The sequence below is a fragment of the Lederbergia lenta NBRC 16444 genome (assembly GCF_001591545.1).
GTDB lineage: Bacteria > Bacillota > Bacilli > Bacillales > Bacillaceae_C > Lederbergia > Lederbergia lenta.
Window position 1 is genome coordinate 68,436 of the sequence record NZ_BCVC01000008.1, and the last position, 18,828, is coordinate 87,263.

18 protein-coding genes are annotated in these 18,828 nt (G+C 35.0%); 14 read left to right on the forward strand and 4 right to left on the reverse strand.

Annotation, left to right across the window (positions count from 1 at the left end):
- Positions 1–40: 40 nt before the first annotated feature.
- Entirely contained in the window at positions 41–499 is a 459-nt protein-coding gene (locus BLE01S_RS17525; protein WP_066145332.1) for a hypothetical protein, read from the forward strand.
- 69 nt (positions 500–568) lie between these two features.
- On the forward strand, positions 569–1,567 hold the full coding sequence (locus tag BLE01S_RS17530; protein WP_476703235.1) for a DUF3800 domain-containing protein: 999 nt from the start codon (positions 569–571) through the stop codon (positions 1,565–1,567).
- Positions 1,568–2,141: 574 nt separating this feature from the next.
- On the opposite strand, the gene BLE01S_RS17535 is transcribed toward BLE01S_RS17530, so the two are convergent.
- From BLE01S_RS17535 to BLE01S_RS17545, 3 genes are all read right to left on the reverse strand, one after another.
- Positions 2,142–2,447 (reverse strand): monooxygenase, encoded by a 306-nt coding sequence (locus BLE01S_RS17535; RefSeq protein ID WP_066145338.1) that lies wholly within the window; start codon positions 2,445–2,447, stop codon positions 2,142–2,144.
- A 16-nt stretch (positions 2,448–2,463) separates the two neighbouring features.
- Positions 2,464–3,375 (reverse strand): DsbA family protein, encoded by a 912-nt coding sequence (locus BLE01S_RS17540; RefSeq protein WP_066145426.1) that lies wholly within the window; start codon positions 3,373–3,375, stop codon positions 2,464–2,466.
- 98 nt (positions 3,376–3,473) lie between these two features.
- Positions 3,474–4,031 carry an NADPH-dependent FMN reductase gene (locus BLE01S_RS17545; RefSeq protein ID WP_066145341.1) on the reverse strand — a complete coding sequence of 186 codons (558 nt, stop codon included), beginning with the start codon at positions 4,029–4,031 and terminating at the stop codon, positions 3,474–3,476.
- Positions 4,032–4,212: 181 nt separating this feature from the next.
- Here BLE01S_RS17545 and BLE01S_RS17550 point away from each other — a divergent pair, with 181 nt between their 5' ends.
- Entirely contained in the window at positions 4,213–4,794 is a 582-nt protein-coding gene (locus BLE01S_RS17550) for a TetR/AcrR family transcriptional regulator (RefSeq protein WP_066145344.1), read from the forward strand.
- A 557-nt stretch (positions 4,795–5,351) separates the two neighbouring features.
- Here the strand turns inward: BLE01S_RS17550 and BLE01S_RS17555 are convergent.
- Positions 5,352–5,630, reverse strand: coding sequence for a hypothetical protein (locus tag BLE01S_RS17555; RefSeq protein WP_066145346.1), 279 nt, complete (start codon positions 5,628–5,630; stop codon positions 5,352–5,354).
- 300 nt (positions 5,631–5,930) lie between these two features.
- Between BLE01S_RS17555 and BLE01S_RS17560 the strand changes: the two genes are divergently transcribed.
- From BLE01S_RS17560 to BLE01S_RS17610, 11 genes are all read left to right on the forward strand, one after another.
- Positions 5,931–7,379, forward strand: a complete 1,449-nt coding sequence (locus BLE01S_RS17560; protein ID WP_066145349.1) for a vWA domain-containing protein — start codon at positions 5,931–5,933, stop codon at positions 7,377–7,379.
- Between the two features lie 139 nt (positions 7,380–7,518).
- Positions 7,519–8,958, forward strand: a complete 1,440-nt coding sequence (locus BLE01S_RS17565) for a vWA domain-containing protein (protein ID WP_066145351.1) — start codon at positions 7,519–7,521, stop codon at positions 8,956–8,958.
- Between the two features lie 376 nt (positions 8,959–9,334).
- Positions 9,335–10,054, forward strand: coding sequence for an ABC transporter ATP-binding protein (locus BLE01S_RS17570; protein ID WP_066145353.1), 720 nt, complete (start codon positions 9,335–9,337; stop codon positions 10,052–10,054).
- Positions 10,055–10,066: 12 nt separating this feature from the next.
- Positions 10,067–10,810, forward strand: coding sequence for an ABC transporter permease (locus BLE01S_RS17575; RefSeq protein WP_066145356.1), 744 nt, complete (start codon positions 10,067–10,069; stop codon positions 10,808–10,810).
- Positions 10,811–10,861: 51 nt separating this feature from the next.
- Positions 10,862–11,320 (forward strand): LytTR family DNA-binding domain-containing protein, encoded by a 459-nt coding sequence (locus BLE01S_RS17580; protein ID WP_066145360.1) that lies wholly within the window; start codon positions 10,862–10,864, stop codon positions 11,318–11,320.
- On the forward strand, positions 11,317–11,727 hold the full coding sequence (locus BLE01S_RS17585; protein WP_066145363.1) for a DUF3021 domain-containing protein: 411 nt from the start codon (positions 11,317–11,319) through the stop codon (positions 11,725–11,727). Before BLE01S_RS17580 ends, BLE01S_RS17585 begins: the two co-directional genes overlap by 4 nt.
- Positions 11,728–12,379: 652 nt before the next feature.
- Complete coding sequence (locus tag BLE01S_RS17590) at positions 12,380–13,471, forward strand: N-acetylmuramoyl-L-alanine amidase family protein (protein WP_066145366.1); 1,092 nt, start codon at positions 12,380–12,382, stop codon at positions 13,469–13,471.
- Between the two features lie 225 nt (positions 13,472–13,696).
- Positions 13,697–15,529 (forward strand): methyl-accepting chemotaxis protein, encoded by a 1,833-nt coding sequence (locus BLE01S_RS17595; protein WP_066145369.1) that lies wholly within the window; start codon positions 13,697–13,699, stop codon positions 15,527–15,529.
- A gap of 104 nt (positions 15,530–15,633) precedes the next feature.
- Positions 15,634–16,920 carry an ABC transporter substrate-binding protein gene (locus tag BLE01S_RS17600; RefSeq protein ID WP_066145372.1) on the forward strand — a complete coding sequence of 429 codons (1,287 nt, stop codon included), beginning with the start codon at positions 15,634–15,636 and terminating at the stop codon, positions 16,918–16,920.
- A 100-nt stretch (positions 16,921–17,020) separates the two neighbouring features.
- On the forward strand, positions 17,021–17,884 hold the full coding sequence (locus BLE01S_RS17605) for a carbohydrate ABC transporter permease (RefSeq protein WP_066145375.1): 864 nt from the start codon (positions 17,021–17,023) through the stop codon (positions 17,882–17,884).
- Positions 17,885–17,924: 40 nt separating this feature from the next.
- Positions 17,925–18,806, forward strand: a complete 882-nt coding sequence (locus BLE01S_RS17610; RefSeq protein WP_082788805.1) for a carbohydrate ABC transporter permease — start codon at positions 17,925–17,927, stop codon at positions 18,804–18,806.
- Positions 18,807–18,828: the final 22 nt, after the last annotated feature.

Below are 18,828 nucleotides of genomic sequence, written 5' to 3' on the forward strand. Positions count from 1 at the left end.
TACCGTCTTTATCAGTGACAGATTTGAAGGGGAGGAGTGAATGAACATTACTGGAAATGAAAATCAGAAAGGTTACACATTTTACTATGATGAATCTGAGCATAGTAGGAAAATTAATCAAAAAACGATCCAAGCTGGTAACTACTCTAATAATTTTATAGCTGTAATTATTGGTTACGCGAATGGGCGAAAAAGCGATATTGAGCAAGAGTTTAATAAATTCAAGGATAAATACCAATCAAGGTTAATTAATAATGAATTTAAAAGTACATCTATAAAATTGAAAAATGGCTTTGCTTCTATTAACAAGCATAATATTTCGTTTTTAAATGATTTCTTAGATTTGATAAATGAAGATATTTTACTTTATTTTTCTGTGCTTAATAAGATTGAATACGTAACTAATCAAATTTTTAAAGATTATAAGAATAGTTTATTGATAGATATGGATAAATTGAGATATTCGATTTCTAAATCGGTTTCCCTTTACAATCCGTAAAACGTAATTGAAGCAATTTATAATGATGGAGATATTATAGGAGAGCTAAAAAAATTTTTTCAGGAGCGAATAAAAGTAAATAACTCCAATATTATTCTCAAAGAAAAAGAAAATAGCATGTTCAATGATTTGGTAGTTATTTTAGATGATTGCAATAAAGATTTTAAGATTGATTGGGAATATACAATTTCTTTTGATGGTTTTAAGAAATATATAGATGAGAACGGAATCAAAAAATATCAACTTATTTTAGATAAAGAAGGAAATAAAAATGAAGATAGCAAAACTTTAGTTGCCGCAAGGAAAATGAACATTAAGAATGTCATTGAAGATGATTCACAAAATCACATTGGTATACAAATAGCTGATATGCTAGCTGGTATTATCTCCAAGTTTATTAAAATGCTAGAAGAAGACTTAGCTTATAAAAATATAAAAGAAGCTACATCTAAGAAGTTATTGTCAAAAGAGTGGTTTAGTATAAATAGCAATCAATTTGTACTGTATAAAAAAATGTATAAAATAATAACACAAATGAATAATTCTTGGTTTAAGTCTTACTCAGGGATATATGCAGACAACCTCGTACAATTTTTATCCTTGTTAAACTATTTTAACAGATATGAGAGCTTTCAAGATTATAGAGAAACTAGTTTAGAAAGGCATCCTGAGTTTTATAATACATTAGTAATTACTACCTTAGAAGATTACTTTTCTACTATGAGTTTTAAACTGCCAATAAATCCGATAACTGAAAATGATGGAATCTTTTATAATCAAAGAGGCGCAAAATGCTATATAGATTGGACTAAACATGATTTTTTGGAAATACCTAGTACGGAATCTGGAAGAATATATAATGTTCTATCGGTGGGTTTTTTTGGCAAAATGGAACAACCTAATATAACAGTAGAAGATAATAATCAAGTAGAATGTTATCTGTTGCCCTTAGAATTATTAAATTGGACTATTGATTGTGTAGGTTTTTCAAGTATAGGTAGTAATGTATTTCCTTCACAAGTAAAGTTTGGTGTCATAAATAATCAATATTATGCTGAAATAATATAAAGTATAGTTTATTAATACACTATTTTATACAAGGAAGTATATCGAAGTTATTTGATTTACAGAAAATATACTACCATTCCATGTGTGAAAAAAGTGGAAAATAAAATATAGTGTAAGTTAAAAAGAATATTTAGTAAATATTTTATAGGAGTAACTAAATAAAATGTGAATGTTTTAAACTAGAAATAAGGATAAATTTTTATTAGTAAAGTGTATTCAACTAACATCCATTATTTTTGGTTCAAATTGGTTCTAGTAACATCAAATCGAATCCTTTTTCATACATTTTCATGCATATAACAAATCCCGAAATGTTGATATAAAAGGATTTTAACGGATTAGGTACGCTTAGACTTCACCTGTATATTTCTCAAAACGTTAATCTTAATAAAAATATTGATATATCAACAAAAACAGGCTATTTTAAAATAGCCTGTTTTTGTGTGTAGGAAAGTTAGTGAAGGTAAATTGATTGTAATTATTTTCTGAGAATGACTAATTGTGATCATCTGCAATAATACATTGTTGTAAAAATACTATAAAGAAGTGTGGTAAGTAATTTCATTTTTTTTATTTAATTTATCGGTCCCTTATTGATCGCAGTAAGTTTAGAATTGATAGCAAAGATTTTTGCGTTTAAGTCTGTAACTCCAAAGCCAGATAATCTTTTAGAGTGCATATTTAAATATTTTTCAGCTGTTTCTTTTGTTTCGAACATGTAAATTCCACCGGCTTCATTTGTTTCGGGATTTTCCGTCCAAACTTTCCACATAAATCCATCTTCTTCATTAATACTCTTTGCTAAATCAGTAAAGGCCTCCGCCATTTCATCGCCGAATGGTCCATTCATTTTAAAATCTACCTGTAATAGGTATGTCATGGTCTTCCTCCCTTGTTTATTTAGTAGTTGTAAAGTAAAATTCCCCTAGGATTTCCTTCGCCTGATAACGATCTTGTGAAAGTTCCTTTTCAATAAAAGAGTGAACATCTGTTTGTTCAACATCGTACATTACTTCAATTTCTTTGGAAAATAGAAGTTTTTCTTTTTCAAGCAAGGTAGTAAGAGATGGTTGTTGTTTTGGTTGTAGTTCTTCCAAATTTAAAACTTGTTTTAATCCGTCAACATAGTATTCAAACGGACGGCCACCAACAATTTTCACACCTTTATTTTCCGCATTAATCATAATAATGGTAGGAAAACCTCTGGCACCTAAGCTTCTAGTAAGATTAAAATCTTCATTCAATAATTGTTGTCCGATTGGTTTTTCAGCTTCATTAACAATGGTTTCTCCATCAAGACCAAGTTTATTTACGATTTCAATCATAACGGATTTATCTGCAATATTTTGATTAAATGCGAAAAGGGCTTCCCTTGCACGGCGCAAATATTCAAATGCTGTAGCATCATTATGATTTTTTTGAATTACTTTAAACACACGGGAGGGTGGATAGGACGATTGAACTGGATTATCAATCATTAAAGTACCGTCAATTGGCATCCTTGAATATTCTCCAACTTCTCTCCAGTGGCCAGCGACATCAGCTGGTTTATAAATGCCATTTGCAGGGTCGATTGGTCCGTCATGCCATTTCTCTAACAAACCACCCATAACCGTATGAAAATTAAAATAATCACCATACTGCTCTACAAAACGACGGAGCACAGGTTCAATTGCCCAGCAATGAGAACAAATCGGATCAGTCACATAATAAAGATTAATCGTTTTTTTTGGTTGATTAAAATCAATCACCTCTATTTCCTCTTCTCCAGCTACTCCACAGACACCTGTTTCTAAATCACAAATCATATTATTATTGTTATTCAATTCAATGTTCCTCCTCTATAAAATAAGCGAAGAAAAAGAAGAAAGCCTCTATATCTCGCTTAGATTATTTTTTAAGATAGTTATCTGATTGTTTTCAATGCTGTAGACCAATCTATGACCTCATTCAACATTGTTTGAACAGTTTCTTCATGAAACGGTGCTGGTTTAAAGGTTCTCATTTCTTCAAAATCAGTAAAAAGACTGAGTGCAGGTTGAGTGGCTACTGTCGCAACCTTTGGTACAGTTAGAATTAATCGCAAATTGTTAGCTGCTGTAACACCAAGTGTAGAACCATAACTTACAATTCCTGCGGCTTTATTATTCCACTCAACATATAAATAATCGATAGCATCTTTTAGCCCCGACGTGATGGCTTTGTTGTATTCTGGGGTTACAAAAATAAAACCATCTAGTTCACTAATTTTTTTAGACCAAACTTTCGCTTCTGGTACTTGATAGTCCTGGGACATAATTGCAGGAATGGGTTCATTAAATTTTGGTAGGCTGTAATCTTTAATATCTACCAACTCAAATTCAGCATCCGTTCTTTGATCTGCAATTGATTTTACCCATTCTGCCACTTGTATATTTACCCTTGAATCTCTTATACTTCCAGTGATGATACCAATTTTAACCATGTCTTTTCCTCCTAAGATTGTTTCGTCTTATTTTTGCTTTATTTTTCAAAGAGACAATACAATATTTGCTTTATAATTGAATTTTAAGCCATAATGAACTTAATCAACACCAATAGTTCTGTGGATTTGTCGTTTATACAACACATTTAAGAAATTGTTTAAAAAGTAGGAGTGGTAACAAATGACTCAATCAAAGATCGACCCCCGAGTTCAACGTACTCGCAAATTAATCATGGATTCTTTTATGGAACTTTCAAGTAAAAAAGAATTTAAGGATATTACCGTTAAGGATATTACAGCTGAGGCTATAATTAATCGTGCCACATTCTATTATCATTTTGAGGATATATATGACTTATTGGAAAAGGTGTTATCAGAAGTATTATTAGTTAATTTAGATTCTGATTACTACCAAAGTAACGAATTAAATGAAGAAGCGTTGGTTAACATTTTCAAAGCGATCACAAATTTTCAAAAGTCATTATCCAATCGTTGTCACAGAGGCTACGAAGATACCATTGCGCGTATTATTAGAGAACAGCTTGAAATCATTTTTTATAAAAGGTTGTTAAAACAATATCCAACTGAAGATGAGCAAGCTCTAAAAGTTACTGCTGTCATGTTAAGTTGGGCAATTTACGGGGCTTCTGTCGAATGGAGAAGAAATAGTAAGGAGATATCACCAGAAGAATTTATTAAATCAGTAATTCCTTATATCATTTCTGGGATTGATTTTGGGTCTACTAACTCACATAATATATGATTGAATTTTACAACCCCATCTTGTGTTGTGAAACCAAGACTGAATCATCTACTTGAAATTGTCGATAAAGCCTTATCATAGAAAGGCTTTGAAAGTGAAGGTGATCAGACTTTAATAATTAAAAAAATTATAGAACTTAGTATAAAAGGAATTCTGAAAAAACAATCAGGTCATGGACTAATTCTCTTATATATCAATCTATAGAAACCTAGATTAATGAGAACAAAAAGGTAAGGTCATAAAGGCGTTCGTCGTGCTCAACAGTTCTCCAAACGTTCATATTTTTGTTATATTAACGTTTCCAGCTTCTTTCTAAGTTGATCAGGAAGGGGTATTTTATTGCGAAAAATTGAATTGAATATTGCATTAGGTTTGAATTATAAAGCGCAGTACATTCCTGTATTCACTCGTTTTGAGAAGGGGAAGATACATGAGAAATTGTAAGATTGGATTTTTGAGAAGTTAGATGATTAAGAGAAAATTATTGTATAAACAGGGGGATATCTTCAACATCGAATAGACGAAGGAGGAAATGAATCCCTTCGTCTTTTGAGTCATTATTCTTCTTTATTTTTGGATGTTTGTTCACTATTGAGTCCTTTTCTAAAAGGCTCTGTTCCTTCCATAGCTTCGCGCCCAAATGGTCCTCCGTTCATCATACCATTCGGAATTCCTTCTGTAGCACCATCTTCGTTCAGGTAAGTTATGACAGTGGATAATGGAAATTCAACTAATAATGGACCTTTTTCATAACTTGCATTTTGATATAGGCCATTCTCATGCTCGCCAGTTAAGACTCCACCCGAATGGAAGGTATAGGTTTGATTTAATTTCAACTTAGGTGTACTAATGATGATTGATTGGAATTATTTTTCTGGAGCGATGGCTATGACTTCTTCCCCTTTTTCGTCCGTTACATATGTATTTGCTTCTTTCAAGACCGTCACCATTGGCATTGATGAGCAAGTAGCCACCTTTTATTAATAATAAACCCTCGCCTTTTAACTACTATTACACTTTAAATTTGTACTATCCCCATACCTTTTTCCTATTTATACATGAAAAGCTTTAAGCGAATTCAAATAGTGCTACAATATTCAATAATACATTCTAAATTGCTGAAATAAGGAGATATTATGAAATTAAAACCCTTTTTATTATGGACTGTTTTCGTTTTCATTCTTACTGCTTGTGGTGAAAAAGCAGATGATGAAAAAAAATTAGTCCCAAATGAGCCCATTGCCCTAGATGATGTAAAGGTATCTGAGAAAGAAAAGGAATCGGAAGGAGAAGCTGAGAGTGGAAATGGAGTCGAGGAAGAGACTGAAAAACACACGATACCTCAAGACATTGAGCCTGCCCCACTTCCGCAAACGTTAGCTGAATTAGCTGCTTTACCACCCGGTTATACAGGTCCGCAGCTCTTTGGAATTCATGAGGATGACCATCCGAAGTTGGATGAATTGACAGCGCACCTGCCTGATATTTCGGGTGAACCAACAGAGGCACAGCTTAATCATTATTATAATGAAATACTGGCAGTTTTTCAGCATGATTTTAACGGTCCAGAGGAGCTGCTTGCCAAAATGCGCTTTCAAGCAATTGGAAACCCTGATATTGAAGATCCTCGGATGCAGTTTAAAGAAAATTTAAATGTCCTTGTTTTACTTGATGCTTCAGGAAGTATGAGAAAGGATCTTGGTGGAGAAACGCAAATGGGAGCAGCGAAAAAGGCAATTACTAATTTCGTGGAAGGCTTGCCTGCCGAAGCCAATGTTGGGCTTCGAATATACGGTCATAAAGGTACAGGCAGTGATGCTGATAAAGCCCGTTCATGTGCAAGCAGTGACCTTATCTACCCAATAGGAAAATACAATAAAGCTGGCTTTCAAACTTCTTTAGAAAAGGCTCAGCCAGCGGGATGGACGCCGATTCAACTGGCGATCAACGAGGCTCAAAAAGATTTATTAGAATTCAAAGGAGACCAAAACACGAATATTATTTACTTGGTTAGTGACGGGGTTTCCACCTGTGATGATGATCCTGTTACAGCCGCAAAACAGCTGTACGAATCCGATATTACTCCTATTGTCAACGTCATCGGATTTAATGTGGACAATGAAGGACAAAAACAATTAAAAGAAGTAGCAAAAGTAACAGAAGGTACTTACGAAGACGTACAAAATGCGGAAAGTCTGCAAAACGAGTTAGATCAAATGAAGGAAATAGCGAAAAACTGGGAGAAGTGGAAGACACAGAAAGAAACGAGCTTAGAACATGACAAATTAAGTAATTCACTCGATATTTTCGGATATGGAACAGATGAGTACAGAAAAAGGTTAGATGAGGGTGGGCAAGTTGGCACGGCCTTACAATATTTATATCAACAACGAAAGTTGATGTCGGGTGCAAGCCACGACTATTTAAGGAAAAGAAATAATGAATACCACAACTGGATTGAAGAAGAATATAATAAATTAAAGAAAGAGTTAAGAAAGCTTAATGAAAAGAAAATTGATGAAGCATTACAATTACTCGAAGAAAAGTTTAAACAAAATGTACCGGAAGATCGTAATAAAAGCTAACGAACATAAAAGAGGATAATGCCCTAATTTGAAGGGGATTTTCCTTTTTTCCTATTTATGTTTGAAAAACCTTTAATCAAATTCCAATAGTGCTACAATCTTTTATAATACTTTCTATTTTATGAGATAAGGAGATATTATGAAACTAAAACCCTTTTTATTATGGACTGTTTTCATTTTCATCCTTACTGCCTGTAGTGAAAAAACAGATGATGAAAAAAAACTAGTCTCAAATGAGCCCATCACCCTGGATGACGTAAAGAAGTCTGAAAAAGAAAAGGAATCCGAAGGAGAAGATGAGAGTGAAAATGGAGTCGAGGAAGAGACTGAAAAACACACGATACCTCAAGACATTGAGCCTGCTCCACTTCCGCAAACATTAGCTGAATTAGCTGCTTTACCTCCTGGTTATACAGGTCGCCAGTTATTTGGCATTCAAAAGGAAGACCATCAAAAGCTGGATGAATTGACAGCGAATCTGCCTGATATTTCGGGTGAGCCTACAGAGGCACAGCTTACTCACTATTATAATGAAATATTGGCGGTTTTTCAGCATGATTTTATTGGTCCTGAGGAACTGCTCGCCAAAATGCGCTTTCAAGCGATAGGTAATCCTGATATTGAAGATCCGCGTATGCAATTTAAAGAAAACTTAAATGTACTTGTTCTGCTAGATGCTTCTGGAAGTATGAGAAAGGATCTTGGTGGAGAAACACAAATGGCAGCAGCGAAAAAGGCAATTACTAATTTCGTGGAAGGCCTGCCTGCCGAAGCCAATGTTGGGCTTCGAATATACGGTCATGAAGGTACAGGCAGTGATGCTGATAAAGCCCGTTCATGCGCAAGCAGTGACCTTATCTATTCAATAGGAAAATATAATAAAGCTGGCTTTCAAACTTCTTTAGAAAAGGCTCAGCCAGCGGGATGGACGCCGATTCAATTGGCGATCAACGAGGCTCAAAAAGATTTAGCAGAATTCAAAGGAGACCAAAACACGAATATTATTTATTTGGTCAGTGATGGGGTTTCTACTTGTGATGATGATCCAGTAGCCGCTGCCAAACAGCTTTACAAGTCTGATATTACGCCTATTGTCAACGTCATCGGATTTAATGTCGATAACGAAGGACAAAAACAATTAAAAGAAGTAGCGAAAGTAACAGAGGGTACTTACGAAGACGTACAAAATGCGGAAAGTCTGCAAAACGAGTTAGATCAAATGAAGGAAATTGCAAAAGGCTGGGAAGAATGGAAAAAGCAAAAAGAAACAGATGTAAAACATAATTTGGTTAGAAACGATCTTGATATCTTTGTCTATGAATCAAAGGAATACAGAAAAAGAGTGGATGAAGGCAGTCAAATTGGAACAGCATTACAATATTTATATCAGGATAGAAAACTAATGACTAGTGAAAGCTATAACTATTTAAGAGAAAAAAATTCTGAATACCATAAATGGATGGATGAAGAATATAAAATATTGAAAAAGGAATTAGAAGATCTTAACGAAATGAAGATAGGAGAAGCTCTTCAATTAATCGAAGAAAAGTTTAATCAAAATGTGCAGGGAGATTCCTAATATAGGAATCTCTTTTTTACATTGGAATGGAAGGACCCTATCTTAGATGATATATAACGAGCTCTCCAGAGGCATCTGCCACAGGGGTGCTCGTTATCCGTCACTAATGTTAGTTACGGTTGAAGCCTCGCTTTAATTTGTTACCTGGCATGAAGGTGTCCACTTCGGCATTATTCAATCATTGCACTAAAGGAAAAGTAGATTTACTTAAGGTTTTCGTTAAAGCAAATCAATGCCGGTTAATTTGTATGATGCAACTAACAGGTACTTTTATGCAACTAACCTTCAAAATATGACGGGTCATCGATAAACAGCAGACCTGCTTGGGTTTTACGAATATAGTAAGTGTACAAAGCAAAACACGGAGGGAAGACAAATGGAAATTGTACACGTCAAAAATTTACAAAAGGCATATGGAGCGAATCAAGTATTGCGGGGCATTAATTTTAAAGCAGAGGGCGGTGAAATCATCGGTGTCATCGGCAAAAATGGGGCAGGCAAATCAACGTTTTTAGAAATACTGATGACGTTAAAGCCTTATAACGATGGAAATGTTTTATTATTCGATAAAGAGCTTCGATCCTTATCCCCCAACGATCTCGAATCCGTACGAAAAGATATCTCAGCCGTTCTGCAGCCAACACAGTTTTACAAAACGCTGAAGGTCATCGAGTTGCTAAAGCTGTTCAAAGCCTATTATAAATCGTCTATCGATATTGAACAGATCATCAACGACTTTAAATTGCAACCGCATCGAAAAAAGTATTTTGATAAATTGTCGGGTGGATGGAAACAAATTGTCAGTCTGGCAATCGCCTTTTTATCCGAGCCGAAAATGCTCATTTTAGATGAGCCGACGACAGGCCTAGATCCTCATATGCGGAATATGCTTTGGACTTATATCACCGATTATAATAAGCGAACGGGAGGAACGGTCATTTTGACGACACATAATATGGACGAAGTTGAACTGTATTGCGATAAGGTGATGCTCTTGAATGAAGGGGTAAGCGAAGTATTTGATACAACTAATGGCATATTAGCTTCAGGCTATCAATCGATCCATGAATTTTATCTTACGAAAGTATCAGTATAAGGGGGAATTTTTATGTTAGCGACTCAATTAAAGTACGACCTACTCATGTTTTCACGAGAATTGTTTTACCTGGTATTTACAATTATAGTTCCGCCAGTCACGTATCTGTTTATGGGAGAGTTATTCGGCGGGGCCACCTATGCGGGTAACTTAAGTTATGCGGAAACATACACACCATCTTTCATCTTATTGATCACTTTCGGCGTCGTCTTTTTTGCCTTCGGGTTTGACCAAGTGATGAACCGTACGATTGGCGTGGAAAAGCGCATCAGCTTATCACCCGTTCCTAAGAGAACATTATTGCTCTCAAACATTTTAAAATCAATCATCATTACGAGCTTCGGTTATTTTTTAGTGTTTTTCATCGGTATGATCGCCTATGACCTTTCATTTCAACTATTTAATTTTGTGCTGTCTTTTGCGACTTTCATGTTGCTGAATGCTACATTGCTCATCTTGTCATCAGCTATCTATTCCATGTTCACGAGCATGAATGGTGCATTGGTATTTTCCATCATTATCTTCCAGGTCGGTATGATTACAGGCGGTTTTACAATGCCAATTGATCGAATGCCGAAGTTTGTGCAACTAATAGCTAACGTCAATCCGCTCTATCATATGAATCAATTATTCATCACCGTATGGAATGGCAAGTTGCAAATGGATAATAGTTCACTTCTTTCAATCGGTTATATTATTGGCTGTGTAATGATTTCACTATTGGTCACTCGTTTCGTGAATAAAGTGAGAAAATAAGCTCTCAAATGGTACTATATAGAAAGTACCGATTCAGGGGGAATGTACAAAATGAAAGTTTCATTAGACATTGATAGCGATTATGAAGAAACGAAAGTGACTATCCATTGCTGTGAAATGGATGATTCGATAAAAGAAATTCTTGATTTTCTAAAGGGGAAGAAGATCGAATTCCTCGTCGGAAAAAATGGGGAGATGCAACATATTTTAAAGCCAGATGGAATTCATTATTTCCACACGGAGAATGAAGGCGTTGTTGCAGTCACTGCAGAAGGTTCCTTTATGTTGAAAGAGAAATTGTATGAGCTTGAGAAAATGCTCCCTTCCACGAAATTCATCAGGCTATCAAAGTCAGTCATCGCTAATCTCCATGAGTTAAGCCGTTTCGAAGCCTCTTTTAACGGCACGCTTTGTGTACACTTCAAATCTGGAGCGAAGGAATATGTCTCACGAACTTACGTAAGTGGCATTAAGGAAGTACTGAAAATGAATAGGAGGAAAAATGGATGAAAACATTTTTGGTGAGAAGCATATTGGGCATATTTTTCGGTGCGTTCCTAGCACTTGTTACAATTTTCGCGGTTATTTATTTAGGAGAAAAAGATATGCTAGACTCGGCTGTCCTTGTGAAAAATGCTCTTGGAACTGTTTTTTGCGGCTGGTTCTTTACAGTGACACCTTTGCTATTTGAAAATGAAAAGTTGACTCTGCCGATACAAACAGCTTTGCATTTCCTATGTGTAGCGGCGCTCTATTTCATTGCCGCTTTCGTAATTGGCTGGATTCCATTTACGGTAAAGGGCTTTATCGGCATGCTCGGCATATTTATCGTAATCTATGCCATCATTTGGTTCGCCTTCTTTACTTATTTTAGACAACAAGCGGCTAAATTGAATGAGGGGTTGAATGATTTATAATAAATTAACTGCCATTCGCACAATGATGAAATCACAAGGTGGCAGTTTGCTAATGAATACTAAGGGAAAAGAAATATAGGTTGATAGGTATATATAAGGGAATTAATTTAAAATATAATGTGTTAATTTTGTGTTTATAATGAAGGATTCTTCTTGTAAGAGAGGATATCAACAAATTTTTACATCGGATGGTTATTCATATTATTTGTGATTCTGGCGATATGGGATTTAGATTTTGCAATCATTGAGATACGATGTTACTTGGAGCATTTCTAGTACTAGAAGCTCTCTCTATACGCCAAATGGTGTGGAACTTAGTAGAGGAGAAAGAATTGTAATTGGATTCTATCTTGTCTACTTTTTATGATACTCATTTTAAGACCATGTATAAGGCTGACTTTTCTTCCATAAATAAGAATAATTATTTAACTTAGAGAATATAGTGCGCATAAATTTACAAAAATTGTATATAAAGATGTATTGTCTATTTTTAAATAGAAGATAATCCCATATAAGTAATGCAAAAGTTTCCTTTTGATAACCCAGGAACGGGAAAGTTTATTCTAGATTAATATAAATAGGAATTTTGTCGAATGGTAAATTTGGCTAAATAGATTGATAATAATCATAGACATATATAAGGGAGGATTGTATGAACAAAATTACCATTAATACGACTTTATTTTTGGCAGTTATTCTAATTTGCTTCTCTTATTCTTCTCAAAAAACTTTTGCAAATCAAGCATCTTATAAGGTAGGTGCCAGCTCACTTAATGTGAGGATAAAACCGGCTATAGACGCGGAGGTCATTGGTTCATTATCCAATGGAACACTTGTAAAAGTATTAGATGTCGAATATGATTGGGCAAAAATTGAGTATAATGGACAAACTGGCTGGATTGCATCTCACTTTTTATTTCAATCTTCCTCATTTGAAGGAACAACCATTCAAGACAGTTCATCTACATCTGTGACAGTAGCGGCTGATGGGGTTCGCTTAAGAAGTGGTCCAGGAACAGGATTTTCAATAATTGGCTATACTACATACGGAGATAAATTCAAATTAATAGAATCAAATGGCGAATGGCAACGAGTTCGTTTAGATAATGGAAAATCGGCGTGGATTGCAGGATGGCTCGTTACTACATCGGCCCAGGCTACTTCACAGGAAAGTACTCCACAACAAGTAGCAGCTAAAATAAATGAGGCCCTTACCGGACAGACTATCATTATTGATGCAGGTCATGGGGGACAGGATCCTGGTGCAATTGGAATAGGGGGAGTGTTTGAGAAAGAGTATACACTTCGCACAGCCCAATTAGTTGTAGAAAAGCTTAAAAACGCTGGGGCGCATGTAATTATGACGAGGTCCAGTGATGAATACATAAATGTAAATAAAAGGGTGGATATCAGTCGATCATACCCCTCGAGTGTTTTTATTAGTATCCATTATAATGCTCATGAAAACGCAACTGCTAAAGGTATCGGTACCTATTATTATCATCACTCTGATAAGGAGATTTCATCGGCAATACAGAATCAATTAATTTCACAAACTTTATTACAAGATGATGGTGTCCAATTTGGAGACTTCTATGTATTGCGAAATAACCATCAGCATTCTCTGTTATTAGAACTTGGCTTTATTACAAATCAACACGACTTATCAGCAATTAAAACACAGAACTATCAACATCAAGTGGCTAATGCAATTACTGAAGGCCTTATAAACTATTTCAATTAATTATACAAAGATAATAACGAAAGAAGCTAACGCCGTATTACACCAAGGCCGTTAGCTTCTTTTAATATTGTGATATATAAAATACTTTCATATAAATAGGAAAAGGATTCAAGATTGATCTATACATCTATTCAACTAGTGTGCTACAATAGGCACTAATAACCACATCCAAGGTACTGGATTATGTGTATATAATCTAGTATGTCCTTGAAGAGGGGGGAGAAGATGAGTGTAAAGAAAAGATTGAATAATTTAATAATCATTATAAGAGAGAGAAGAAAACTAAGAAAAAGGGGTTCTAAAAATACGAGTAAAGAAACATCCTCAATCGTAACTAGTATGAAGAAAAGTAAGATAGTGAAAAGAGTAAATAATATTGGTATTGCTTATAAAATAGGCTTGGCTTTTTTAATAACAATTGCTATTTTCGCTAGTTCTTTAATCCTTGCCTTTAGTCAGGCTTCAGATGTAAGAAATGATTTAGGAAACTTAACAATGGAAAGAAAAAAAGCAGATTCGATTGCTGATCTAACCAATTTATTTCGTGCGAAAAATATTGAGATTGCCAACTTTATTTTACAAGATCAAAAGATTCCACTAAAGGAATATAATTATCTTGTCGAGCAGTTTGAAGAAAGAACAAATGAAGTGAAAGCGCTCGTTGACAGTGAAACAATGGAAACGCTATATAAAAACCTCGTATACTATAACGAGCGTATGGACCTTATCTTTTTTTCAGAGATTGTTCCGTTAATTGAAGCAGGGGAACATCAAGAAGCCAATAAAAGCCTAGCAAAGACGAATAATATTACTTCGAATGCCGTAGTGTCTACAGAACAAATGAATAGGATCATGGAACAAGAGAATAGCAAAATCATGGATAGTGCAATCAGCAGCCTCAAACAAAGTATTCATTTGATTACTATATTTTTAGTATTATCTATGGTCATAAGTGTGCTTGTGACGATTATACTTAGTAAAAATATTAAATGGAGTTTGTTGAATGTAACAAACACGGCAAACGCTATTGCTGATGGTCAGTTACGAGGTGAATCAAACGTTGTATATGGCAATGATGAGATTGGAAAAGTTCAAACTGCAATCGCATACATGAGAGAAGAGATTCGTACGGCCATTAAAGCAATTGCTTCTGTATCTCATATTGTCCAAATAAATAGTAACACTCTTACGGAAGCTACAGAAAATGTTCAAAACGATACGATGTACTTATCCACTACACTAAATCAGTTGGCATTAGGATCAGAATCTCAAGTTTCATCCACAGATAATCTGAGGAAATTTGTGAATCAATTAAATGAGAAGGTAGAAGTGTCTAATACCGAGGGACAGATGATTAAAGAAATTTCTAGAGATGCCGTGACTTTGACAGATAAGGGTTATGAATATATGAAAGAGTCAGTAGGACAGATGGGGCAAATTCATGATTCTGTACATAATGCTGTATTCAAAGTGGAAAATTTGAATACCCAGACAAAACAAATTACAAGTTTAATTACAATTATTCAAGAAATAGCGAGCCAGACAAATTTATTATCTTTAAATGCATCTATTGAGGCGGCTAGAGCGGGTGAATATGGAAAGGGTTTTGCAGTTGTTGCTACGGAAGTTGGAAAGTTGGCGAAAAGGGTAACGGAATCCCTTGATGATATTAAGGAAGTTGTAGATACCATTCAAATCGACTCAGCAGATGCGACAAGGACTTTAAAGTTAAGTTATGATCAAGTCCAAATGGGTACAGAACAAATCAAGGTAACTGGTAACACTTTTAATGATATTAGACAAACGTTCAACGAAATGGAAAGCCGAATTCAAAGGATAATTTCTTCTGTTGGTGAGGTCAATGAAGAATCGAAGACAATGGAACGTGCAATAGAAAGTATTTCTACAATATCGCTCCAATCTGCCGCTGGAGTAGAAAACTCTTCTTATGCTATCCAACAAACCCAATCAACGATGGAAAGTTTGACTGAAGCTGCAAAGGAATTAAAACAATTTGCAAATAAATTAGAAGGAATTATTGATAGATTTAAAATTTAATAAAAAAGGGACAAAAACAATTGACCTTTGTTATAAATTGGTATACTATCTGTATAGACAACTGTACATAATTGTCGAGTTTTAAAAAATAAGGGGGATTTATAATGAAAGAGAAAAAGTTTGGTTTTTTAGTGCTTATCATGTCACTGATGCTTGTGCTCCTAGCTGCTTGTGGTGGAGATAAAACAGGTGGAGACAAAAATAATTCAAATGGAAGCGGTGACACATCCTCGAAAAAGGATGAGATTAATATCCGCGTTGTTACAACGATGGCTGGAACAGATCCAGCTGGCGAAGTATTTGAAGAGGTATTAAAAGAGTTCCAAAATGAGAATAAGCATATAAAAATTACGAATGAGTCCCAATCAGCTGATGGTGGAACGATTCGTACAAAAGTTAATACCGACTTTTCTTCCGATAATGAACCAGAGCTTATGTTTTATTTCAACACAGTTGATGCAGAAGGAATAATTAAAGAGGGCAAGGTTATTGATCTTGAAAACTCTGAAGGTATAAATCTTGATGGCTATAATTCGATGTTAGAACAACAAAGAAATGAAGATGGTAAGCTTTATGCAGCTCCACAAACAGGTTTCTATGAAGCATTGTTCGTAAATAAAAAGCTTTTTGAAGAGCATGGTATTGAACTTCCTACTACTTGGGAATTATACGAAAAGGCGATTGAGGAATTTGCAAAAACTGATATTATCCCAGTTGCTGCTTCAACAGAGGATTCTTATTATGTAGTTGAGCATTATGCATTAGCTGCAGGTGGAATGGACAATTATGGCGCTGAATTAGCTGATAAAAATCCTAAATGGGCTGAAGGACTAGATGTGATAGCTAAGCATGAAAAATTAGGTGCCTTCCCTAAAGATGCGGCTACAATCGATCTTACAATGGCACAGAACTTATTCCACCAAGAACAAGCGGCCATGATGTTTGAAGGTTCATGGGCGTGGGGTGGAATTAAGGAAGCAGAAATTGCTGATAATGTAACTGTTTTACCAATGCCGATTTTTGGTGACGGGGAAACTGGTGAATTAGTAGGTGGTGCTTCACAAGGCTGGTTTATCAGCACGAAAGCATTTAACGATGATAAGAAACGCGAAGCTACTGTAGATTTATTTAATTTTTTAACATCGGAGGAAACAATATTGCGTATTGCGGAAGCGACAGGTCAAATTCCGGCTAAAGGTCAATTGACAGATGTTGACCCAAATATTGCTGCTGGCCATGAACTAGTTGCAAAAGCACCAGCTGCAGTTTCTCCAATAAATGACCGTATTAATCCTGAGGCGTTTACTCATATTCGTACAAGTGTACCTGAAATCGTAAGTGGTGCAAAAACAGGTGAACAGGTAATTGAAGAAGCAGCTGCAATGGAATAATCGAGTCTACTAAACTAACACAATGATTATTGTTTTATTGCTTTGCCGCTGTCATAGCGGTGAAGCAATTTCTAATATGAAGTAAGAGAAGGAGTTTCCCATGAAAGGTGACAAACTGTTTATATTTCTTTTTCTAACACCAGCCTTTTTAATTGCAGGGGTATTTCTATACTATCCCTTTTTTGAAAATATTGTACAAAGTTTTTATAAGACCGATGGATTTTTTAACTCTACCTTTACTGGACTAGATAACTATCGTAGGTTGTTGTCAGATGAAATAGCTAGAGGGGCAACTTTAAACTCACTACAATTAATGCTATATGTTGCGATCTTCCAGGTCGGGATCGCTTTAATTCTAGCTGTAATGGTAGATTCAATAAAACATGGTGCACGTTTTTTCAGAACGACATTTTTCTTTCCAGTCGTTATCTCAGGCGCAGCAATCGGCTTGTTGTTCACATTAATTTATAATTACCGGAATGGTTTGTTAAATGAAATTTTAGTAAGTCTTGGATTAGAACGTGTGTTATGGCTAACGGAACAGTCTTCCCTATATATGGTTGCAATTCCCACTATATGGAGCTACGTAGGGTTTTACTTCGTTATTTTTTTAACAGCGATTGGTAAGATCCCAGATGATTTTTATGAAGCTGCTACACTTGAAGGCATTACAGGTTTTCAAAAATTAACTAAGATTACAATTCCGCTCATAGTGGGTGATATAAAAACATGTTTGATTTTGGCGATCACAGGATCACTAAAAATATTTGAGCTTGTATATATCATTACAAGAGGAGGTCCTGCGAGATCTTCGGAAGTGTTAGGTACCTATATGTATCAAAAGGCATTTGTGGATTCAAATGTTGGTTACGGGGCAACGTTAGCAGTTCTTATGGTAGTTATTGGTCTATTGCTAGCGTTTGTTACGAATAAACTATTAAAGTCTGAAGAAGTCACATACTAAGTAAAAAGAGCGGTGAAAAGCTTTGAATGAAAACTTGAACATGAATAAGAAGATGAACCAACTTACTTATTGGGAGAAATTTCAGGAGAAATACTTAATCAAATCTAAATTCGGAAAATTATTTGTTTACATTCTATTATCAATATGGGCAGTATCAACTATTTTCCCTTTACTATGGGTTATTCTTAACTCCTTTAAACAATCTAGGGAGATCATAAATAACACTTTTGGTATACCAGCTGATCCCACATTTCAGAATTATATTAATGCCTTTAATACAGTTAATATAGGTAAGAGTTACTTAAATAGTATTATAATTTCGGGGTCAGTAGTATTTTTAGTACTATTTTTTGGCGGATTAGCATCTTTTGTTATGGCTAGAATGAATTTTAAATTAAGAGCATTTCTCCAAACTATTTTAATAGCTAGTTTACTGATCCCAGCATTTGCTACCATTGTTCCTGTTTACAGAATGATGATTGACTTTGGTTTAGTTAATACATATTTGGGATTAATTATTCCACAGACTGCTGGAAATTTACCATTTGCTATTCTCGTGATTAGTGGATACATGGCTACCATACCTAGAGAATTGGAAGAAGCATCTGTAATAGATGGATGTAATCGCTGGCAGATGTTTTTCAAGGTGTTTTTGCCAATATCGTTACCGGCATTCGGTACAGTAGCAACATTTGTATTTCTATGGTCATATAATGATTTGTTCTCATCGCTAGTATTTGTAGAGCATGAAAGTGTGCGTCCAATAGTAGTATTACTATCCTATGTAAGCTCACAGTACGGTACAGATTATGGCTTAATGACGGCTGCGATTACAATGACAGTAATCCCTGTTGTTATATTTTATTTATTTGCTCAAAACACATTTGAAAAAGGGGCAACTGCTGGATCTGTTAAAGGGTGAATTAATTAGTAAAAATTCATGT